We start from the raw sequence: 16,722 nt of genomic DNA on the forward strand, positions 1-16,722 counted from the left end.
GCAACAGTCGCCGTCGGGACCTCGGACGAGTTGCATGGACCGCATGTCGTCCAGGGGACTCGGCGTCGTGGCCGGGGCAGAACTGACCGAGGTGGTCCGCCGCGCGGGCGCCGACCACGTGGAGCCGACGATCGCCGGCAACCTCGCGGTCCGCGACGGAACGGGGTGGCGGCGGAACGAGGTCTACGCCGGCCAGCGGTTCCCGTCCTTCGCCATCCTGGTGCCCGGCGACCTCCCGCTGCTGACCACGGAGCTCGGGACGGTCCGGTCGTACTTCGAGTCGGTCCTGCCGATCGTGCGGTCGGTCGCGGAACCGGGCGCGACGATCGTCTTCGGGTCGGGGACCGCTCGGAACGCTCCCGACGGCATGGCGGGCGACGACGCCCTTCGCCGGTTCGGCGAGGTGGTCCGGACCGCGCGTGACGTGGCCGCCGCGAACGACCTGCGCATCGTGGTGGAGCCCCTGAGCCGCGCGGAGACGAACGTCCTGCACACAGTCGATGCGACGGTGTCGTTCCTCGACGGTGCAGCCCTCGACGGCGTCGGCGTCGTCGCCGACCTGTTCCACATCCGGAACGAGGGCGAGTCGTTCGAGGTCCTGCGGCGCCACGGCGACCGGATCGGGCACGTCCACCTCAGCGATCCGGACCGTCGGCCGCCCGGCACGGTCGACGACGTCTGGCGCGAGTTCCTCGCCGCCGTGCACGACGGCGGGTACCGGGGCGCCGTCTCGCTCGAGTGCCGGTGGGCGCCCGACGCCGAGACGGCCGAAGCCGAGATCCGTTCCGCGCTGGAACGCGTCCGCAGCGTCACGGCCCCGGCCCACACGGCTACAGCTTGAACGCCGCCCGCGGGATGTCGGACACGATCCGCCCCGCGGTGCGGACGGCGTCCTCCTCCGAGATCTCGTGCGTGACGACGAGTGAAGCCAGGTACGCCGCGTCCGCTCGCCGCGCCATGTCGTGCCGCGCGGGGATGGAGCAGTACGCCCGGGTGTCGTCGATGAACCCGGAGGTCTTCGTGAACGACGCCGAGTCGGTGATCGCGGAACGGTAGCGGCCGATCGCCGCCGGGGTGTCGATGAACCACCAGGGTGCTCCGGCGTACACGGCGGGGTAGAAGCCGGCGAGCGGGCCGATCTCGCGCGAGAAGACGGTCTCGTCGACGGTGAACAGCACGAGGTGGAAGCCCGGCGCGGTGCCGAAGGACTCCAGGAGCGGCCGCAGCGGCGTGGTGAAGGAGCCGACGGCGGGCAGGTCGTGGCCGGTGTCCGGGCCGAAGCGTTCGAGCGTCGGTGCGTGGTGGTTCCGGATGACGCCGGGGTGCAGCTGCATGACGAGGCCGTCCTCGACGCTCATCTCGGCCCAGCGGTAGAGCATGTCGTGCCGGTACGCGGTGGCGTCCGCCTCGGAGACGGAAGACGGGTCGCGGAGCGCCTCGGCGTGGATACGCTCGCGCGACGTGGCGGACAACGGCGACGATCCGGCGTCGAGCACCCCGGTGTCCGTGGCCGTCGCGCCGTGCTCGATGAAGTACTGGCGACGTGCGCGGAGTGCTGCCAACAGCCCTGCGTGGGTGCCCGTGTCGATGCCGGCGGCCTGCCCGATGGACGCGACCACGGGCCTCCAGTCCGGCCGCGACGGGTCGAACACGGCGTCCGCGCGGAACGTGGGGACCACCCGGCCGGTGAACGTGGGGTCGGCGGCGAGCTGCGCGTGCGCGGCGAGGTCGTCGGCGGGGCCGTCGGTGGTGGCGAGGACCTCGATGCCGAAGGTGTCGAACAGCGCGCGCGGGCGGAAGGCGGGCGACGCCAGCAGGCCGGCGATGTGGTCGTACTGGGCGTCGGCGTTCGCCGCCGACGGCTGCTCCGTCAGTCCGAAGACGTCGTGCAGCTCGGTCTCGAACCAGTAGCGGACGGGGGTGCCGAGGAAGTCGTCCCAGTGGTCCGCCAGGTTCCGCCAGATGGCGCGACCGGGAGGCACGGGGCTGGTCCCCGACGGGTCGGCGCGTCCCAGCGCGGCCAGGTCCACCCCGTTCGCGTGCAGCAGGCGGAGCACGTAGTGGTCGGGCGTGATGAGCAGCGACGCGGGGTCGCTGAACGGCTGGTCGGCGGCGATGAGCGCCGCGTCGACGTGGCCGTGCGGGGAGATGATCGGTGCGTCCTTGACCGCGTCGTAGACGGTCCGTGCCACCTGGCGCGCACCGGGGTCGGCGGGGAGCAGCCGGTCGGGGTGCGGGGCGAGACGGGTGGCGGTGCTGGTCTGGGTCATCATCGACTCCTTCGAGAACGGTACGGACGGCGGGGCGCGGCAGGGCCGGCGGGTGCAACGGGCTCGCGCCGGTGTCAGGCGGGCGCGGGCCCCGTCGACTCCCGGACGGTCAGGTGGGTGGGCAGTGCGACGGCGCCGGTCATGTGCTCACCGGGCAGCTCGTCGGCGGGGATCGCACCGAGGCGGCCGAGCAGCATCCGGATCGCGACCCGGCCGGCGCGTTCGATCGGCGAGGTCATGGTGGTGAGCGGCGGGTTGCAGAAGTCGGCACCGAAGATGTCGTCGCAGCCGACGATGCTCATGTCCTCGGGGACGCGGACGCCCCGTTCCCGCAGCCGCGCGAGCATGCCGATCGCGATCAGGTCGTTGAAGGCGATGCAGGCGGTGGCCCCGGCGTGCACGGCGGCGTCGGCGGCTGCGGCTCCGGAGTCGACGAACGGCGCGTGCGGCCCGATGCGGGCGACGCGGACGCCGAGGCGCTTCGCGACGCGCACGAGCGCCTTCCACCGGCGTTCGTTCGACCACGAGCTGTCCGGACCGGCGACGTAGAGCACGTCGCGGTGGCCCAGGGAGACGAGGTGCTGCACGGCCTGCTCGACGCCGCCGGGGGTGTCGATGAGCACCGAGGGCACCCCGGCGGGGCGACGGTTGACGACGACGAGGGGGATCCGCTCGGCGAACCGGGCGATCTGCGCGTCGGACAGGCGTGAGGCGGTGAGGACGACACCGTCGGCCTTCGCGCCGATCGAGCTCAGGGTGGCGAGTTCGGCGTCGGCGGACTCCTCGGTGTCGACGAGCAACTGCGTCCACCCGGCGCCGGCGAGCTGGTGCTGCGTGCCACGGATGACGTCGAAGTAGAACGGGTTCGTGATGTCGGAGACGAGCACGGCGACGGCCCGGGTGCGGCCGGACGTCAGGGCCCGTGCCTGCGAGTTGGCGACGTAGCCGAGTTCGCGGGCCGCTCGTTGGATGCGCTCCTGCGTGGTGTGGTTCACGCGGTCGGGCAGCGAGAGTGCGCGGGACACGGTCGACGGGGCCACTCCGGTCGCGTCGGCGATGTCCCGGATGGTCACGCGCCGGGCGGCGCTGAAACCGGCGCCGACGCTCGTGTCGGCGCTCGCGTCGGATCGCGTGCCGAAGCCGCTGCCGGCGCCGGAGACGTCGATGTCTGTGTCGCTCACGAGGCCGAACGTATTCGCGTCTGGCAACAAGTGGCAACCGGTTGCCGGATGTTGCCAACGGCGGAACAGTGGTGCCACCGGGCAGCGCCGCCCGGAGGAGGTCTCGAGGAGGAAGCCCCCGGATGAACAGAACACGGCTGAAGCCCCGCACCCTCGTCGGTGCCGTCGCGGTGATCGCCCTCGCCGCTCTCTCCCTGCAGGGCTGCGCCGTCGTGAACGGCAGCGGCGACGACCCGAACACCCTCCGCGTGATGATGGGCGCGGACACCACGTACCCCAAGGAGCGCAAGCAGTGGCAGCAGGACACTGCTGCCGAGTTCAAGCGCACCACCGGTGCGGACATCCAGTGGGAGACCTACTCGTCCGCGCAGGAGGAGTTGACCGCGATCCAGACCAGCGTCATCTCCGGCCAGGGCCCCGACGTCTACGCCATCGGCACCACGTTCACCCCGACCGCCTACGCCACCGGTGCCTTCGTCGAGATGGGATCGAAGGAGTGGCAGGCCATCGGCGGCAAGGACCAGTTCGACCCGGCCTCGTTCGGCATCTCGGGTCCGAGCGACTCGAAGCAGATCGGGATCCCGTTCGCCAGCCGTCCGTTCGTGATGGCCGTCAACAAGGACCTCCTCGCGAAGGCCGGCATCACCGACATGCCGACCACGTGGGACGAGCTGACCGAGGACGCGAAGGCCACCACCGGTGACGGCCGGCACGGCCTGGCGATCGCCTACGCCGACGGCTTCGACCCGTGGAAGTTCGTGTGGGGCATGGCGCAGAACGCCGGCAACACCATCGTCTCGAAGGACGGGAAGGCCGAGATCGACAGCGACGCCGTCGAGAACGCGTACCGGACCTACTTCGACTGGGTCACGAAGGACGGCGTCGTCGACAAGGCCGCGATCGGCTGGAACAACGCCCAGGCCCTGGCCCAGTTCACCGAGGGCAAGGCCGCGTTCTTCCCGATGACGACCACCACCGCGATCAACTCGTTCAAGGACACCAAGGTCGACGGCAAGTACGAGTTCGCCCTGCTCCCCACCGTCCCGCCGGGGGCCAGCGAGCGCCCGGCCGACGGCATCGAGGCCGCGAGCATCCTGTCCGGCGACAACTGGGTCGTGGCCGACTACGGCACGAAGCAGCAGCTGTCCTTCGACTTCGTCAAGCAGCTCAGCGCACCGAAGGCGCAGCTCGAGTACTACGACCTGTTCGGCAACCTGCCGACCAACGCGTCCGCTGCCGCTGACCTGGCAGCAGACAACCCGCAGCTCAAGCCGATCATCGACGCGGGCCGCCTGTCGAAGCCCACCGCCTTCACCGGCGCCTGGTCCGACATCCAGCTCGCCCTGGTCGACGTGGTCGTGCAGTCGATCCCGTCGCTCAAGAGCGGCGAGGTCACCGACGACCAGCTCCGCAAGCGTCTGCAGGACGCCCAGAAGGACGCCCAGTCCACCCTCGACCGTCAGAAGAACGGAGGTCTGTGATGACCAGCACCCAGACCAGACCGCCGCAGCGCACGGAGCCGACGGTCCGCCCGCACGGCACGACGCCGCTGTACAAGAAGGAGCGTCCGCTCTGGATGCTCATCCCCGGCGGGGTCCTCATGCTCGCCGTCATCGTGGTGCCGCTCCTGGTGGGCTTCTACATCGCGATGCTCGACCTGGACCAGTACACGCTGCGGCAGTGGTTCAGCGCCCCCTTCATCGGCTTCGCGAACTTCACCGAGGCCTTCACGAACTCGCCCCTGCTCCACTCGATCTGGATCTCGGTGTCGCTGTCCGTCCTGGTCACCGCGGTCACCGTGCCGATCGGCGTCGCGGCCGCGATCTCGACGCAGAACCGGTTCCCGGGGCGCGGCCTCGTCCGGTCGATCTACCTGATCCCGTACGTGCTGCCCGCGTTCGTCGTCGGCACGTTCTTCCGCACGATGCTGCAGCCGCAGGGCGTCGTGAACTCGATCCTGCACACCGACGTGCTCTGGCTGAACGGCTCCGCGTCCTACTGGGCGCTGGCCGGCGTGATGATCTGGACGAGCTGGCCGTTCGTCTACCTGCTGTCGCTCGCCGGACTGCAGGCCGTGGACAACGAGGTGCACGAGGCCGCCGCGCTCGACGGGGTGACCTGGTGGGCGAAGCTCCGCTACATCATCTTCCCGTACCTGCGCGGGCCGCTCAGCCTGGCCGTGATCATCGCGATCCTGCACAACATCAACAACTTCACCCTGCCGTTCGTGCTGTTCGGCATCCCGCTGCCGTCGAGCGTCGAGGTCATGCCCGTCCTGACGTACATCGCGAGCTTCCAGTCGTTCCGCTTCGGTCTGTCCGCAGCCATGGCGATCTGCTCGCTCGTGATCGTCGCCATCCCGCTGTTCGTCTACCTGCGAGCCGTCAAGCTCGACACCGGTGACGACGCGGGCCCCAACCGGAAGCAGCGCCGCGCCGACCGCGCCACGCTCGCCGCCGCCCCGACCGCCGCCGACATCGACGGAGCACGAGCATGAGCGCCCAGAGCACATCCTTCGCCGGCACCACCCGGACCCGCCCGACGTCGACCCTGACCGAGAGCATCACCGCACCCGGTCGACGCCACAAACGCCCCTACGACACCGACGTCACCCGGCTCCTGCCCCGCTGGCTGCTCATCGTGGTGATCGCGATCATCATCGCGTTCATCGCCGTCCCGGTCCTGTACATCCTGTTCGGCTCGGTGAACTCGGACGTCGCGGTCGCCCGCGGCGAGTACTTCCCGTCCGAGTTCACGCTGTCGAACTACGTCGAGATCTGGTCGACGGTCGCCCTCGGCGAGGGGCTGGTCAACTCGATGCTCACCGCCGGCGCGGTCGCCATCGCGAGTGCCGCGCTCGCCGTGTCCACCGCGTACGTGCTGGTCCGGTTCCGGTTCCTCGGCCGCCTGACCATCCTGCGTGGGCTCCTCGCGCTGCAGTCGATCCCCGGCACGCTCCTGCTGCTGCCCGTGTTCGTGGTGTTCTCGAACATCGCCAGCGCCACGGGCGTGCAGATCATCGGCACCCGCTGGGGTCTGTTCGTCACCTACCTGACGTTCGCCCTGCCGTTCTCGACCTGGGTCATGGTCACCTACCTGCGTGGTCTGCCCAAGGAACTCGAGGAGGCCGCCCGCATCGACGGCGCCTCGAGCACGAAGATCCTGACGAAGATCGTCCTGCCGCTGTCGTGGCCCGGCATCGTCGTCTCGGCGATCTTCGCCTTCCTGCTCGGCTGGAACGACGTCCTGTTCTCCACGATCATGACGACCCCGAACACCCGGACGGTGGCCGTGGTCCTGCAGGTGCTCGGCACCGCGCAAGAGGGCGGTGCTGTCCCGATCTACGGCCAGATGATGGCCGCCTCGATCGTCTGCGCCGTGCCGGTCGTCGCCCTGTACCTCATCTTCCAGCGCTACCTGGTGGGCGGTCTGACGGCCGGCTCCGTCAAGTGAGCGCGGCAGTCACCGCAACCCAGAACCGGACTGGAGGCCCGTGGCGGCCCCGCCACGCGCCTCCCGTCCGACACGAAAGGACACCATGACCGACCAGCCCACGTGGGAACTCTCCGGCTTCGGCGACGAGATCGACGCCGACCCCGTCGTCCAGGTCGCGGTCCTGCAGGCGCTCGGCGCGAGCGCCATCGAGGTCCGCAGCGCCTGGGGCGCGAACGTCGTCGACCTCGACGAGGACCAGCTCGCCGGACTCCACCGCCTGCTCGAGGAGCGCGGACAGACCGTGTCCGCCATCGCCTCGCCGATCGGCAAGGTCTCCGTCGACGAGCCCGTCGAGCACGAGGTCGGACGGCTCGGTCGCGCGATCGCCGCCGCACACGCCCTCGGCACCACGAACATCCGGATCTTCTCGTTCTACTTCGAGGGCCGGCAGCCGGAGGACGTCCGCGACGACGTCCTCGTCCGGATGCGCGCCCTGGCCGACCTCGCCGCACGCGAGGGCGTGACCCTGCTGCACGAGAACGAGAAGGACATCTACGGCGACGTCCCCTCGCGCGTGCTCGACATCGTCGAGAGCGTCGGGTCCCCGGCGCTCCGACTGGCCTGGGACAACGCGAACTACGTGCAGTGCGGCGTCAAGCCGTTCACCGACGGGTGGGCGCAGCTCGCGCCCTACGTCGACTACCTGCAGGTCAAGGACGCCCTGGCCGCCGACTCGTCGGTCGTCCCCGCGGGTGAGGGCGACGGCGAACTGCTCCAGACCCTCACCGCGCTGCGCGACGCCGGCTACTCCGGCTACGCCTCGCTCGAGCCGCACCTCAGCGACTTCACCTCCCTCGGCGGGTTCTCCGGCCCCGCGGCCTTCGGTCGCGCCGGTCGTGCCCTCCGCACCCTCACCGACCAGATCGGAGTCACCCTGCGATGACCACCCCACTGAAGTTGGCAGTCGTCGGCGCCGGCGTCATCGGACGCCACCACGCCACGGTCGCCGTCCACCACCCGGACCTGCAGGTCGTCGCCCTCGTCGACGCGATCCCCGCCGCCGCCACGAGCGCCGCCGACGAGATCGAGGCGTTGGGCGTCACCCGCCCCGTCACGACGTCCACCATCGAGGAAGCGATCGCGCAGACCGACATCGACGTCGTCGCGATCTGCTCGCCCTCCGGCATGCACGTCCAGCTCGCCGAGGCCGCCCTGGCCGCCGGCAAGCACGTCGTCATCGAGAAGCCCCTCGACACCACGATGCCCCGGGCCCGGCAGATCGCCGCGCTCGCCGCAGCGGCACGCGAGCGTGGACTCGTCACGAGCGTCATCAGCCAGCACCGCTTCGACCCGGCCTCGGCCGCCGTCGCCGCAGCCGCCCACGACGGCGGGTTCGGCACCGTGACCTCCGGCCTGGCGAGCGTCGCCTGGTACCGGTCGCAGGGCTACTACGACTCCGGCGACTGGCGCGGCACCTGGGCGCTCGACGGTGGTGGCGCCGTGATGAACCAGGGCGTACACACCGTCGACCTGCTCGTCTGGGCGCTCGGCCGTCCGGTCGAGATCTCGGCCCAGACCGGGCTGCTCGCGCACGACCGCATCGAGGTCGAGGACACCGCCGTCGCCACCGTCCGGTTCGCCGGCGGCGCGCTCGGTGTCATCCACTGCACGACCGCCGCGTACCCGGGCCTCTCCGCCCGCTACGCCGTGTACGGCACGCACGGGTCGGCGATCGTCGACGACGACCGCCTGGCCTACTTCCACATCGCACCCGACGCCGCCACGCTCGAGTCCGCGTCGACCACCTCGAACGCCTCGGCGGTCGCGGGCGCGGTCGACCAGAAGGACGACGTCGTCCCGCCGGAGCACGTCGTCGGCGGCCCTGCCGAGCCCGACCACTTCGCCGCAGGGCACGGCCGGCAGTACACCGACATCGTGGCCGCGATCCGCGAGGGCCGTGCGCCCGGCGTGACCGTCGACGCGGCCCTCGTGTCGCTCGCCACCGTCCGCGGGCTGTACGTCAGCGCGACGCTCGGGCAGCCCGTCCGGATCGACGACGTGATCGACGGCAAGTACGACGACGTGGTGCCGGTCGTCGGCGCACCCGCAACCGCCACCGCGACCGAAGGAGCCACCCGATGAAGTTCTCCGTGTTCACCGCCTCCACCCCCGACTGGACCCCGTCGCAGGCCGCCTCGACGCTGGCCGAGCAGGGCTGGGACGGCGTCGAGTGGCGCATCGTCGACGACCGCCCCGCGGACGGCACCGTCGTGCCCGCCGGTCGCTCGTTCTGGGCCGGCAACAACTCCACGTGGCAGTTCACCGGCATCCAGGACCAGGTCGGCGAGATCGCGCGGATCACCGACGCCGCCGGCCTCGAGTACTCCGGCATCGGCGGGTACCAGCAGGCGTCGGACCACGAGGGCGTCGAGACGATGCTCCGCGTCACGAGCGAGCTCGGCGCCCGCCAGGTCCGCGTCTCGATGCCGATGTACCGGCAGGAGAAGGAACGCACCGGCGAGACGTACGGGCAGATCTTCGACCGCACCCGCGCCGACCTCGAGTGGGCGGTGACCCGGGCGACCGAGCTCGGTGTCAAGGCGCTCGTCGAGCTGCACCACATGACGATCACGCCCTCGGCCTCGGCGGCGCTGCGGCTCGTCGACGGCCTCGACCCGGAGCACCTCGGCGTCATCCACGACCTCGGCAACCTGGTCATCGAGGGGCAGGAGGACCACCTCGCCGCGTTCGAGCTCCTCGGCCCGTACCTCGCGCACGCCCACGTGAAGAACGCCCGCTGGGTCGACACCGGCGACACCCGCGCCGACGGCAGCACGATCTGGCAGAACGAGTGGGCGCCGCTGCGCACCGGGCAGGCCTCCGTCTCCGAGTACCTCGACGCCCTCCGCCAGGTCGGCTACGACGGCTGGGTCACCATCGAGGACTTCTCCACCGACCTGCCCCTCGAGGCCCGGACCGCCGACAACCTGGCGTACCTGCGGTCCCTTGTCGCGGTGACCGCATGACCGATCGCCGCCCCGGCATCGTCCACCTCGGGGTGGGCGCGTTCGCGCGTGCCCACCTCGCCTTGTACACCGCCCACACCACGGGGGAGCCGTGGGGCATCACGGCCTTCACCGGCCGCTCGCCCGCGGCGGCGGACGCCCTCACCGCGCAGGACTGCCGGTACACGCTCATCACGCGTGCTGCGACCGGCGACGACGCCGAGGTGGTCGACACGATCGTGGCCGCCCACCCGGGCAGCGACGACACAGCCTGGAGGCACGTGGTCGCGCCCCCGGAGACCACCATCGTCACGCTGACGGTCACCGAGCAGGGCTACCGGTCCGGTTCCGACGTCCCGGCCCGGTTGGTCGCGGGGCTCGACGCCCGGCGTGCCGCCGGCTCCGGACGCATCGCGCTCGTCAGCCTCGACAACCTGACGCACAACGGCGCGGTGCTGCGCGAGGCCGTGCTGGGCGCCACCACCGACCCCGACCTGCGCGCGTGGATCGAGGCGAACGTCTCGTTCCCGTCGTCGATGGTCGACCGGATCACCCCTGCGACCACCGACGCCGACGTCGAGGGCCTCGCCGCCCTGCCGGGAGCACTCGCCGGGGACCGGGTGCCCGTCGTCACCGAGCCCTTCGCGGAGTGGGTGCTCGAGGACGCCTTCGACGGGATCGACCGCCCCGCGTGGGAGACCGCCGGCGTGCGCATCGTCGACGACGTCACCCCGTACGAGCAGCGGAAGCTCTGGCTGCTGAACGGCTCGCACTCGCTGCTCGCGTACCTCGGGCTCCAGCTCGGGCACGAGACCGTCGCCGCGGCCATGGACGACCCGGTGTGCCGTGCCGCCGTCGAGCAGCTGTGGGACGAGGCCGCCCGCGAACTGCCCCTGCCTGCCGACGAGGTCACCGACGCCCGTGCCGCCCTGGTGGACCGGTTCCAGAACCCCCGCATCCGGCACACCCTGCGGCAGATCGCGTCCGGCGGGTCGCAGAAGCTCCCCGTCCGGGTCGTCGACGTCGTGCGGCACCGACTCGAGCGCGAGCCGTCCGCCGGCATCGGGCCCGGCGCCGCGACCGCGATCGCCGCGTGGTGGCTCCACGTCACGACGCAGCCCGACCTCGTGGACGACGACGGAGCCCCCGGGGCAGACTCGGACGTGCGCGACGTGCTGCGCGTCATCGCCCCCGACCTCGACACCACCGCCGTGGTCGACGCGATCACCGCAGCGGCCGACGACATCCGGGCGGCGAGCACCGCCGCACGCACCACCACCAGCACCGCCCGAACGAGCACCGACGAAGGAGTCCACGCATGACCGACACCACCACGAACCCCGCGGCCCCGGTGCCGGGCGCCGCCGACACCGGCGCGGCGACCGGGCACACCTCCGGGCGTCCGGACACGTGGGCGTCGGCCGACCGCGGCCAGCTCATCGAGCGTGCCGAGGTCATCGTCACCAGCCCGAACCGGAACTTCGTCACGCTGAAGATCACGACCGCCGACGGTGTCACGGGCCTCGGTGACGCGACGCTGAACGGCCGCGAGCTCGGTGTCGCCGCGTACCTGTCCGAGCACGTCGTGCCGCTGCTGATCGGCCGCGACGCCAGCCGCATCGAGGACGCCTGGCAGTTCCTGTACCGCTCGTCGTACTGGCGTCGCGGCCCGGTCACGATGGCGGCGATCGCGTCCGTCGACATGGCGCTCTGGGACATCAAGGCCAAGGTCGCCGGCATGCCGCTGTACCAGCTGCTCGGTGGTGCCTCGCGCACCGGGCTGATGGCGTACGGGCACGCCTCGGGCAAGGAGCTCCCCGAGCTGTTCGACTCGATCCGCGAGCACCAGGAGGAGGGCTACCGCTCGATCCGCGTGCAGACCGGCGTCCCCGGCCTCGAGAGCATCTACGGCATCGCGTCGAACAAGACCACCGAGGGCAACGAGGGCGTCCGGTACGACTTCGAGCCGGCCCAGCGCGGAGCCTTCCCCGCCATGGAGGACTGGGACACCCGCGCCTACCTGCGCCACGTGCCCACCGTGTTCGAGGCCGTCCGGAACGAGTTCGGACCCGAACTGCCGCTCCTGCACGACGGGCACCACCGGATGACCCCGCTACAGGCCGCGAAGCTCGGCAAGTCCCTCGAGCCGTACGACCTGTTCTGGCTCGAGGACTGCACCCCCGCCGAGAACCAAGAGGCACTCAAGCTCGTCCGGCAGCACACCACCACGCCGCTCGCGATCGGCGAGGTCTTCAACACGATCTGGGACTTCAAGGACATCATCCGCGACCAGCTCATCGACTACGTCCGCGGAGCCGTCACGCACATGGGCGGCATCTCCCCGCTCAAGAAGACGATGGACTACGCGGCGATGTACCAGATCAAGTCCGGGTTCCACGGGCCGACCGACATCTCGCCCGTCGGCCTGGCCGCCCAGATGCACCTCGGGATGGCGATCCACAACTTCGGCATCCAGGAGTACATGCAGCACGGGCCGCAGACGAACCAGGTGTTCCGGCAGACCTTCACCTTCACGGACGGCTACCTGCACCCCGGTGACGAGCCCGGCCTCGGGGTCAGCCTCGACGTCGACGAGGCCGGCAAGTACCCGTACGAGCAGGCCTACCTGCCGTTCAACCGCCTGGCCGACGGAACGGTGCACGACTGGTAGCGGCAAGCTGTGGGTGTGGAGTTCGCAGAGGTCGCCCGGGAGCTGCTGCTCGTCGCGCCGGGGGACTTCGTCGCCGAGCGCACGGCTCGCCAACGCGCGGTCCGGAAGGACGACCGGTCCCTGGCGGCGGCGATCGGGAAGCTCCGGAAGCCGGCACCGGCAGCGTGGGTCGTGGACCTGCTCGCGCACGACGGCGCCCTCGACGACGCGGTCGACCTCGGGCCAGCCCTCCGCAAGGCCCAGGCCGACGCCGACCCCGGCGAGATCCGGACACTCCGACAGCACCGCTCCGAGGTGATCGAGGCGTTGACGCAGGCCGGCGCCGACCTCGCCTCGGACGCCGGACACCCGGTGACGGCGGCGGTGCTGGCACAGGTGCGGGCGACGATCGAAGCTGCGATGGCCGATCCGCACGCAGGCGCCGCTGTGCGTTCGGGGCTGCTCGTGACGCCCTTGGAGAGCGTGGGGTTCGACGCGGTCGACCTGGACGGGGCGCTCGCGGATCCGGACGCGGTGCCCGACGCCTGGTCCGGCAGCGATGCCCCACCCATCCCGATCACCCAGGCGAGGGGCGCGCGGAAGGCGAGCCGTGCCTCCCGGTCGACGGAGACGGAACCCCAGGACGGACCGCAGCCGGACGCCCAGCCCGAGCCGAAGCGTGACCCGGCCGCTGAGCGGAAGGCCGCACGCCAGGCGGAGACCGCCGCCCGGAGCGAGTCGCGCGACGCCGATGCCGCACTCGACGCCGCGGAGGCGGACCTCGAGCAGGCCGAGGACCGCCGGGCTGACCTGCAGCGTGAGCTCGATCGGGCGATCGCGGAGATCGAGGCCCTCGAACGGGCGCGCGACGCCGCCGAGGCGACGAGCAACGACGCCCGCGAGCTGCTGGCGGCTGCCCAGGAGCACCGGCGCAGCCTCGGCCGCTGAGCCTCGCGGAGCGTTCCTTCCCATCACGCGCGCGATGGAAGGTCGAATCGGGCGTACTCGGCCGAAAGGAACGACCACCTATGCCCGGAACGACCCACTACGCCCGGAACGACTCCCTCCGCGCGGCACGACCGCCGATCGTTACACAACAGTTGTCGTTCTTGACGAGTGGCGTTGGAGCGGTCTAACGTCGGACACCATGCTTCGGGCCGGCGATGGTCCGCCGGGATCCGTCTCCGCATCAGCACGGGGCGCCCCGGGTACAGGACTCGCATCATCGCCGACGCCCCGACCGCCCGCAGCCACTGCGCGGGCGGTCGGGTGCGTGGCGCGCGGCGCACCCCGGAGACATGCCGCGATGCCGGGTCGAGCACTCCGGGGCCCCTCCAGGAGAGACGACACATGTCGGAACCCCGCACCAACCGCACCACGACCCTGACCCCGCCGAACGGCGTGACGACCGCCCCACCTGCCACCGCACCACCGGCTGCCGGGCGCGAGGGCTTCATCGCCCGCCTCGGCATCCCGCACCCGCTGCGCTGGGGCTTCCTCGGTGTCCTCGTCTTCATGACGGGCGACGGCATCGAGTCGAACTTCATCGCTCCGCACATCGCCGCGGCCCTCGGCTCGGGCGGTACGGACAGCGCCGCGATAGTGATCGGCATCTACGGCGTCGCCGTCCTGGTGGCGTCCTACTTCGCCGGCGTGCTCTCCGAGCTGTGGGGCCCGCGCCGCGTCATGACGATCGGGGCCGTCCTGTGGGTGGTGTTCCAGGTCGCGTTCCTCGCGGCACTGCCCACCGGGTCGGTCGGGCTGATCGCCCTGACGTACTTCCTGCGCGGACTCGGCTTCCCGCTGTTCGCCTTCTCGTTCCTCTGCTGGGTGAACCACACCGTGGCGCGCGACCGGAACGCCACGGCCGTCGGCTGGTTCTACGTCGTCTTCACCGGCGGCCTGCCGACGCTCGGCTCGCTCATCGCGATCGGCAGCATCCCCGCGTTCGGTGGCGGCCACACGGGTGAGACGTGGTCGATGGCCCTGTCGCTCGTCCTGGTCGTGGCCGGCTGGGTGATCGTCCGGTTCGGCGTGCACGAGCGGACCGGGCTCGGCCGCATCGCCCCGCGCTCGCACTCCGCCGCACGGGTCATCGCCAGCGGCATCGAGGTCTGCATCACGCGCCCCAAGGTCCTGCTCGCCGTCCTGATCCGGCTCGTCAACACGGCGCCCGAGTTCGGCATGTTCGTGATCATGCCGGCGATCATCGGCACCGAGCTCGGGTGGGGCCAGTCGAAGTGGCTCACGATGACGGTGATCGTCTACGCCGGCAACATCCTGTTCAACGCCTTCTTCGGCGCCCTCGGCGACCGCATCGGCTGGATCCGCACCGTCAAGTGGTTCGGCATCGGCGCCTCGGCGATCGGGCTGCTGGCCTGGTGGTACGTCCCGCACCTGGTGCCGGCCGGTTCCGAGTGGGGCTTCTGGCTCGCCACCGCCGCGGGCACGGTGTTCGGCATCATGCTCGCCGGGTTCACGCCCATGGGCGCGATCGTCCCTGCCTTCGCCGGCGAGGAGCGCCGCGGCGCCGCGATGGCCATGTACGCCACGGCGGCCGGCGGTGCGACCTTCCTCGGCAACGCCGTGGTCAGCGCCGTCCTGCCGTGGGGTGGGCCCGGTGGCGTGGTCTGGACGTTCGTCGGCCTCTACGTCCTCGCCTTCGTGGTGCTGTCGTTCCTCAAGGTGCCGAAGGAGGCGGTGGCCGCTGGGCACTGAGGCACGACACGCCCGGCGGGTGCTGGTAGAGTCGGTGATTGACTTCGGCGAGGGCCGCGACAGCGGCCGTGATCGACGCGGTGGGAGACCCGGCCCAGCCCAGGGAACGTTCCTCACGCGTGCACGCGTTCGAGTTGCAACACCACAGACCCCCACGATGCCGGACCGCCGGTGTCGACCCCCGAGACCAGGAGGCACCATGGCCGACTACACGAAGCTCGCAGCGGACGTCCGCACCAAGTTCGGCAAGGGTGCAGCGCGCAAGCTCCGCGCCGCCGACAAGATCCCGGCAGTGGTCTACGGCCACGGCACCGAGCCGAAGCACATCTCGCTGCCCGGTCACGAGACCATGCTGCTCGTCCGTACCGCCAACGCGGTCGTCGACCTCGACATCGAGGGTGCGGCCCAGCTCGCCCTCGTCAAGGACGTCCAGCGTGACCCGGTGCGCCAGATCATCGAGCACATCGACCTCGTGGTCCTGCGCCGCGGCGAGAAGGTCACGGTCGACGTGCCCGTCGTCATCGAGGGCGAGTCCTTCTCCGGCACGATCCACGTGCAGGACCTGAACACCGTCTCCCTGCTGGTCCTGGCGACCGACATCCCGGAGCACGTCGTCGTCAACGTCGAGGGCCTCGAGGACGGCGTGCAGATCCACGCCGCCCAGCTCGAGCTCCCCGAGGGCGCCGAGCTCGAGACCGACGCCGAGGCGCTGGTCGTCGCGATCGTCACCCCGCGTGGCACCGCTGACGACGACGCTGCGGACGAGGCCTCGGCCGAGGCCGGTGCCGAAGCCGGTGCCGAGGGCGGCTCCGAGCCGGTCGACTCCGAGTAACACCCCTTCGAAGGCATCTGGTCGACGCTGTGGCGGATCGAACGTTGGTCGTGGTCGGACTCGGGAACCCCGGGCCCGACTACGCCGGCAACCGTCACAACGTCGGCCAGATGGTCCTCGACGAACTCGCCGCCCGCATGGGTGCGCGGTTCAAGAAGCACAAGACGCCGAACCAGGTCGCCGAGGGGCGCCTGGTGCCCGGCGGTCCGCGCCTGGTGCTGGCGAAACCGGGCTCGTTCATGAACACCTCGGGCGGACCGGTCTCGTCGGTCCTCGGGTTCTACAGCGCCACCCCGGCCGACCTCGTCGTCGTGCACGACGAGCTCGACCTGCCGTTCGACACCGTCCGCCTCAAGGGCAGCGGGGGTCACGGCGGGCACAACGGGCTGCGCGACATCATCAAGGCCACCGGCACGAACGAGTTCACGCGCGTGCGGGTCGGCATCGGTCGTCCGCCCGGTCGTCAGGACCCCGCCGACTACGTGCTGCGTGACTTCTCCGCAGCCGAGAAGAAGTCGCTGCCCATCCTGCTGGCCGACGCCGCGGACGCGGTCGAGGCGATCGCCGAGGTCGGACTCGTCGCCGCGCAGCAGCGGGTGCACGCGCCGTCCTGACCGCGCTGACCGATCCC

15 protein-coding genes are annotated in these 16,722 nt (G+C 71.1%); 13 read left to right on the plus strand and 2 right to left on the minus strand.

Annotation, left to right across the window (positions count from 1 at the left end; translation table 11 throughout):
• The first annotated feature begins 43 nt into the window (after positions 1-43).
• The gene (locus tag ACIPV1_RS09875; RefSeq protein WP_402726276.1) at positions 44-841 is read left to right on the plus strand and encodes a sugar phosphate isomerase/epimerase family protein; all 798 of its coding nucleotides are present in this window, start codon (positions 44-46) and stop codon (positions 839-841) included.
• Here ACIPV1_RS09875 and uxaC read toward each other — a convergent pair.
• Both uxaC and ACIPV1_RS09885 read right to left on the minus strand, forming a co-directional pair.
• The gene (gene uxaC / locus ACIPV1_RS09880; protein WP_402726277.1) at positions 831-2,270 is read right to left on the minus strand and encodes a glucuronate isomerase; all 1,440 of its coding nucleotides are present in this window, start codon (positions 2,268-2,270) and stop codon (positions 831-833) included. The two genes, ACIPV1_RS09875 and uxaC, sit on opposite strands and share 11 nt — an antisense overlap.
• A gap of 74 nt (positions 2,271-2,344) precedes the next feature.
• The gene (locus ACIPV1_RS09885) at positions 2,345-3,451 is read right to left on the minus strand and encodes a LacI family DNA-binding transcriptional regulator (protein ID WP_402726278.1); all 1,107 of its coding nucleotides are present in this window, start codon (positions 3,449-3,451) and stop codon (positions 2,345-2,347) included.
• A 122-nt stretch (positions 3,452-3,573) separates the two neighbouring features.
• On the opposite strand from ACIPV1_RS09885, the gene ACIPV1_RS09890 reads away from it, so the two are divergent.
• The 12 genes from ACIPV1_RS09890 (at position 3,574) to pth (ending at position 16,705) form a co-directional block, all read left to right on the plus strand.
• Entirely contained in the window at positions 3,574-4,932 is a 1,359-nt protein-coding gene (locus ACIPV1_RS09890) for an ABC transporter substrate-binding protein (protein WP_402726279.1), read from the plus strand.
• On the plus strand, positions 4,932-5,948 hold the full coding sequence (locus ACIPV1_RS09895) for a carbohydrate ABC transporter permease (RefSeq protein WP_402726280.1): 1,017 nt from the start codon (positions 4,932-4,934) through the stop codon (positions 5,946-5,948). The genes ACIPV1_RS09890 and ACIPV1_RS09895 overlap by 1 nt, the downstream gene beginning before the upstream one ends.
• Positions 5,945-6,904: a carbohydrate ABC transporter permease gene (locus ACIPV1_RS09900; protein ID WP_165901164.1), complete on the plus strand. Its 960-nt coding sequence runs from the start codon at positions 5,945-5,947 to the stop codon at positions 6,902-6,904. The genes ACIPV1_RS09895 and ACIPV1_RS09900 overlap by 4 nt, the downstream gene beginning before the upstream one ends.
• Before the next feature lie 85 nt (positions 6,905-6,989).
• Complete coding sequence (locus ACIPV1_RS09905; protein WP_132099548.1) at positions 6,990-7,829, plus strand: sugar phosphate isomerase/epimerase; 840 nt, start codon at positions 6,990-6,992, stop codon at positions 7,827-7,829.
• On the plus strand, positions 7,826-9,028 hold the full coding sequence (locus ACIPV1_RS09910; RefSeq protein WP_402726281.1) for a Gfo/Idh/MocA family oxidoreductase: 1,203 nt from the start codon (positions 7,826-7,828) through the stop codon (positions 9,026-9,028). Before ACIPV1_RS09905 ends, ACIPV1_RS09910 begins: the two co-directional genes overlap by 4 nt.
• Positions 9,025-9,912 (plus strand): sugar phosphate isomerase/epimerase family protein, encoded by an 888-nt coding sequence (locus tag ACIPV1_RS09915; protein WP_402726282.1) that lies wholly within the window; start codon positions 9,025-9,027, stop codon positions 9,910-9,912. The genes ACIPV1_RS09910 and ACIPV1_RS09915 overlap by 4 nt, the downstream gene beginning before the upstream one ends.
• Positions 9,909-11,213: a mannitol dehydrogenase family protein gene (locus ACIPV1_RS09920; RefSeq protein ID WP_402726283.1), complete on the plus strand. Its 1,305-nt coding sequence runs from the start codon at positions 9,909-9,911 to the stop codon at positions 11,211-11,213. The genes ACIPV1_RS09915 and ACIPV1_RS09920 overlap by 4 nt, the downstream gene beginning before the upstream one ends.
• Positions 11,210-12,562: a D-mannonate dehydratase ManD gene (gene manD / locus ACIPV1_RS09925; RefSeq protein ID WP_260213489.1), complete on the plus strand. Its 1,353-nt coding sequence runs from the start codon at positions 11,210-11,212 to the stop codon at positions 12,560-12,562. The genes ACIPV1_RS09920 and manD overlap by 4 nt, the downstream gene beginning before the upstream one ends.
• Before the next feature lie 15 nt (positions 12,563-12,577).
• Complete coding sequence (locus ACIPV1_RS09930) at positions 12,578-13,489, plus strand: hypothetical protein (protein WP_402726284.1); 912 nt, start codon at positions 12,578-12,580, stop codon at positions 13,487-13,489.
• Positions 13,490-13,891: 402 nt separating this feature from the next.
• On the plus strand, positions 13,892-15,259 hold the full coding sequence (locus ACIPV1_RS09935) for an RbtT/DalT/CsbX family MFS transporter (protein WP_402726285.1): 1,368 nt from the start codon (positions 13,892-13,894) through the stop codon (positions 15,257-15,259).
• Between the two features lie 199 nt (positions 15,260-15,458).
• The gene (locus ACIPV1_RS09940; RefSeq protein ID WP_111084831.1) at positions 15,459-16,091 is read left to right on the plus strand and encodes a 50S ribosomal protein L25/general stress protein Ctc; all 633 of its coding nucleotides are present in this window, start codon (positions 15,459-15,461) and stop codon (positions 16,089-16,091) included.
• A 29-nt stretch (positions 16,092-16,120) separates the two neighbouring features.
• Positions 16,121-16,705 (plus strand): aminoacyl-tRNA hydrolase, encoded by a 585-nt coding sequence (gene pth / locus ACIPV1_RS09945; RefSeq protein ID WP_131845277.1) that lies wholly within the window; start codon positions 16,121-16,123, stop codon positions 16,703-16,705.
• Positions 16,706-16,722: the final 17 nt, after the last annotated feature.

The organism is Curtobacterium sp. NPDC089991, assembly GCF_044748425.1.
Taxonomy (GTDB): Bacteria; Actinomycetota; Actinomycetes; order Actinomycetales; family Microbacteriaceae; genus Curtobacterium.

What these genes read in the sequence shown, in the direction of transcription:
- ACIPV1_RS09875 (WP_402726276.1), top strand. Translation starts at nt 44, where the DNA reads ATGTCGTCCAGGGGACTCGGCGTCGTGGCCGGGGCAGAACTGACCGAG.
- uxaC (WP_402726277.1), bottom strand. Translation starts at nt 2,270, where the DNA reads ATGACCCAGACCAGCACCGCCACCCGTCTCGCCCCGCACCCCGACCGG.
- ACIPV1_RS09890 (WP_402726279.1), top strand. Translation starts at nt 3,574, where the DNA reads ATGAACAGAACACGGCTGAAGCCCCGCACCCTCGTCGGTGCCGTCGCG.
- ACIPV1_RS09895 (WP_402726280.1), top strand. Translation starts at nt 4,932, where the DNA reads ATGACCAGCACCCAGACCAGACCGCCGCAGCGCACGGAGCCGACGGTC.
- ACIPV1_RS09900 (WP_165901164.1), top strand. Translation starts at nt 5,945, where the DNA reads ATGAGCGCCCAGAGCACATCCTTCGCCGGCACCACCCGGACCCGCCCG.
- ACIPV1_RS09905 (WP_132099548.1), top strand. Translation starts at nt 6,990, where the DNA reads ATGACCGACCAGCCCACGTGGGAACTCTCCGGCTTCGGCGACGAGATC.
- ACIPV1_RS09910 (WP_402726281.1), top strand. Translation starts at nt 7,826, where the DNA reads ATGACCACCCCACTGAAGTTGGCAGTCGTCGGCGCCGGCGTCATCGGA.
- ACIPV1_RS09915 (WP_402726282.1), top strand. Translation starts at nt 9,025, where the DNA reads ATGAAGTTCTCCGTGTTCACCGCCTCCACCCCCGACTGGACCCCGTCG.
- ACIPV1_RS09920 (WP_402726283.1), top strand. Translation starts at nt 9,909, where the DNA reads ATGACCGATCGCCGCCCCGGCATCGTCCACCTCGGGGTGGGCGCGTTC.
- manD (WP_260213489.1), top strand. Translation starts at nt 11,210, where the DNA reads ATGACCGACACCACCACGAACCCCGCGGCCCCGGTGCCGGGCGCCGCC.
- ACIPV1_RS09935 (WP_402726285.1), top strand. Translation starts at nt 13,892, where the DNA reads ATGTCGGAACCCCGCACCAACCGCACCACGACCCTGACCCCGCCGAAC.
- ACIPV1_RS09940 (WP_111084831.1), top strand. Translation starts at nt 15,459, where the DNA reads ATGGCCGACTACACGAAGCTCGCAGCGGACGTCCGCACCAAGTTCGGC.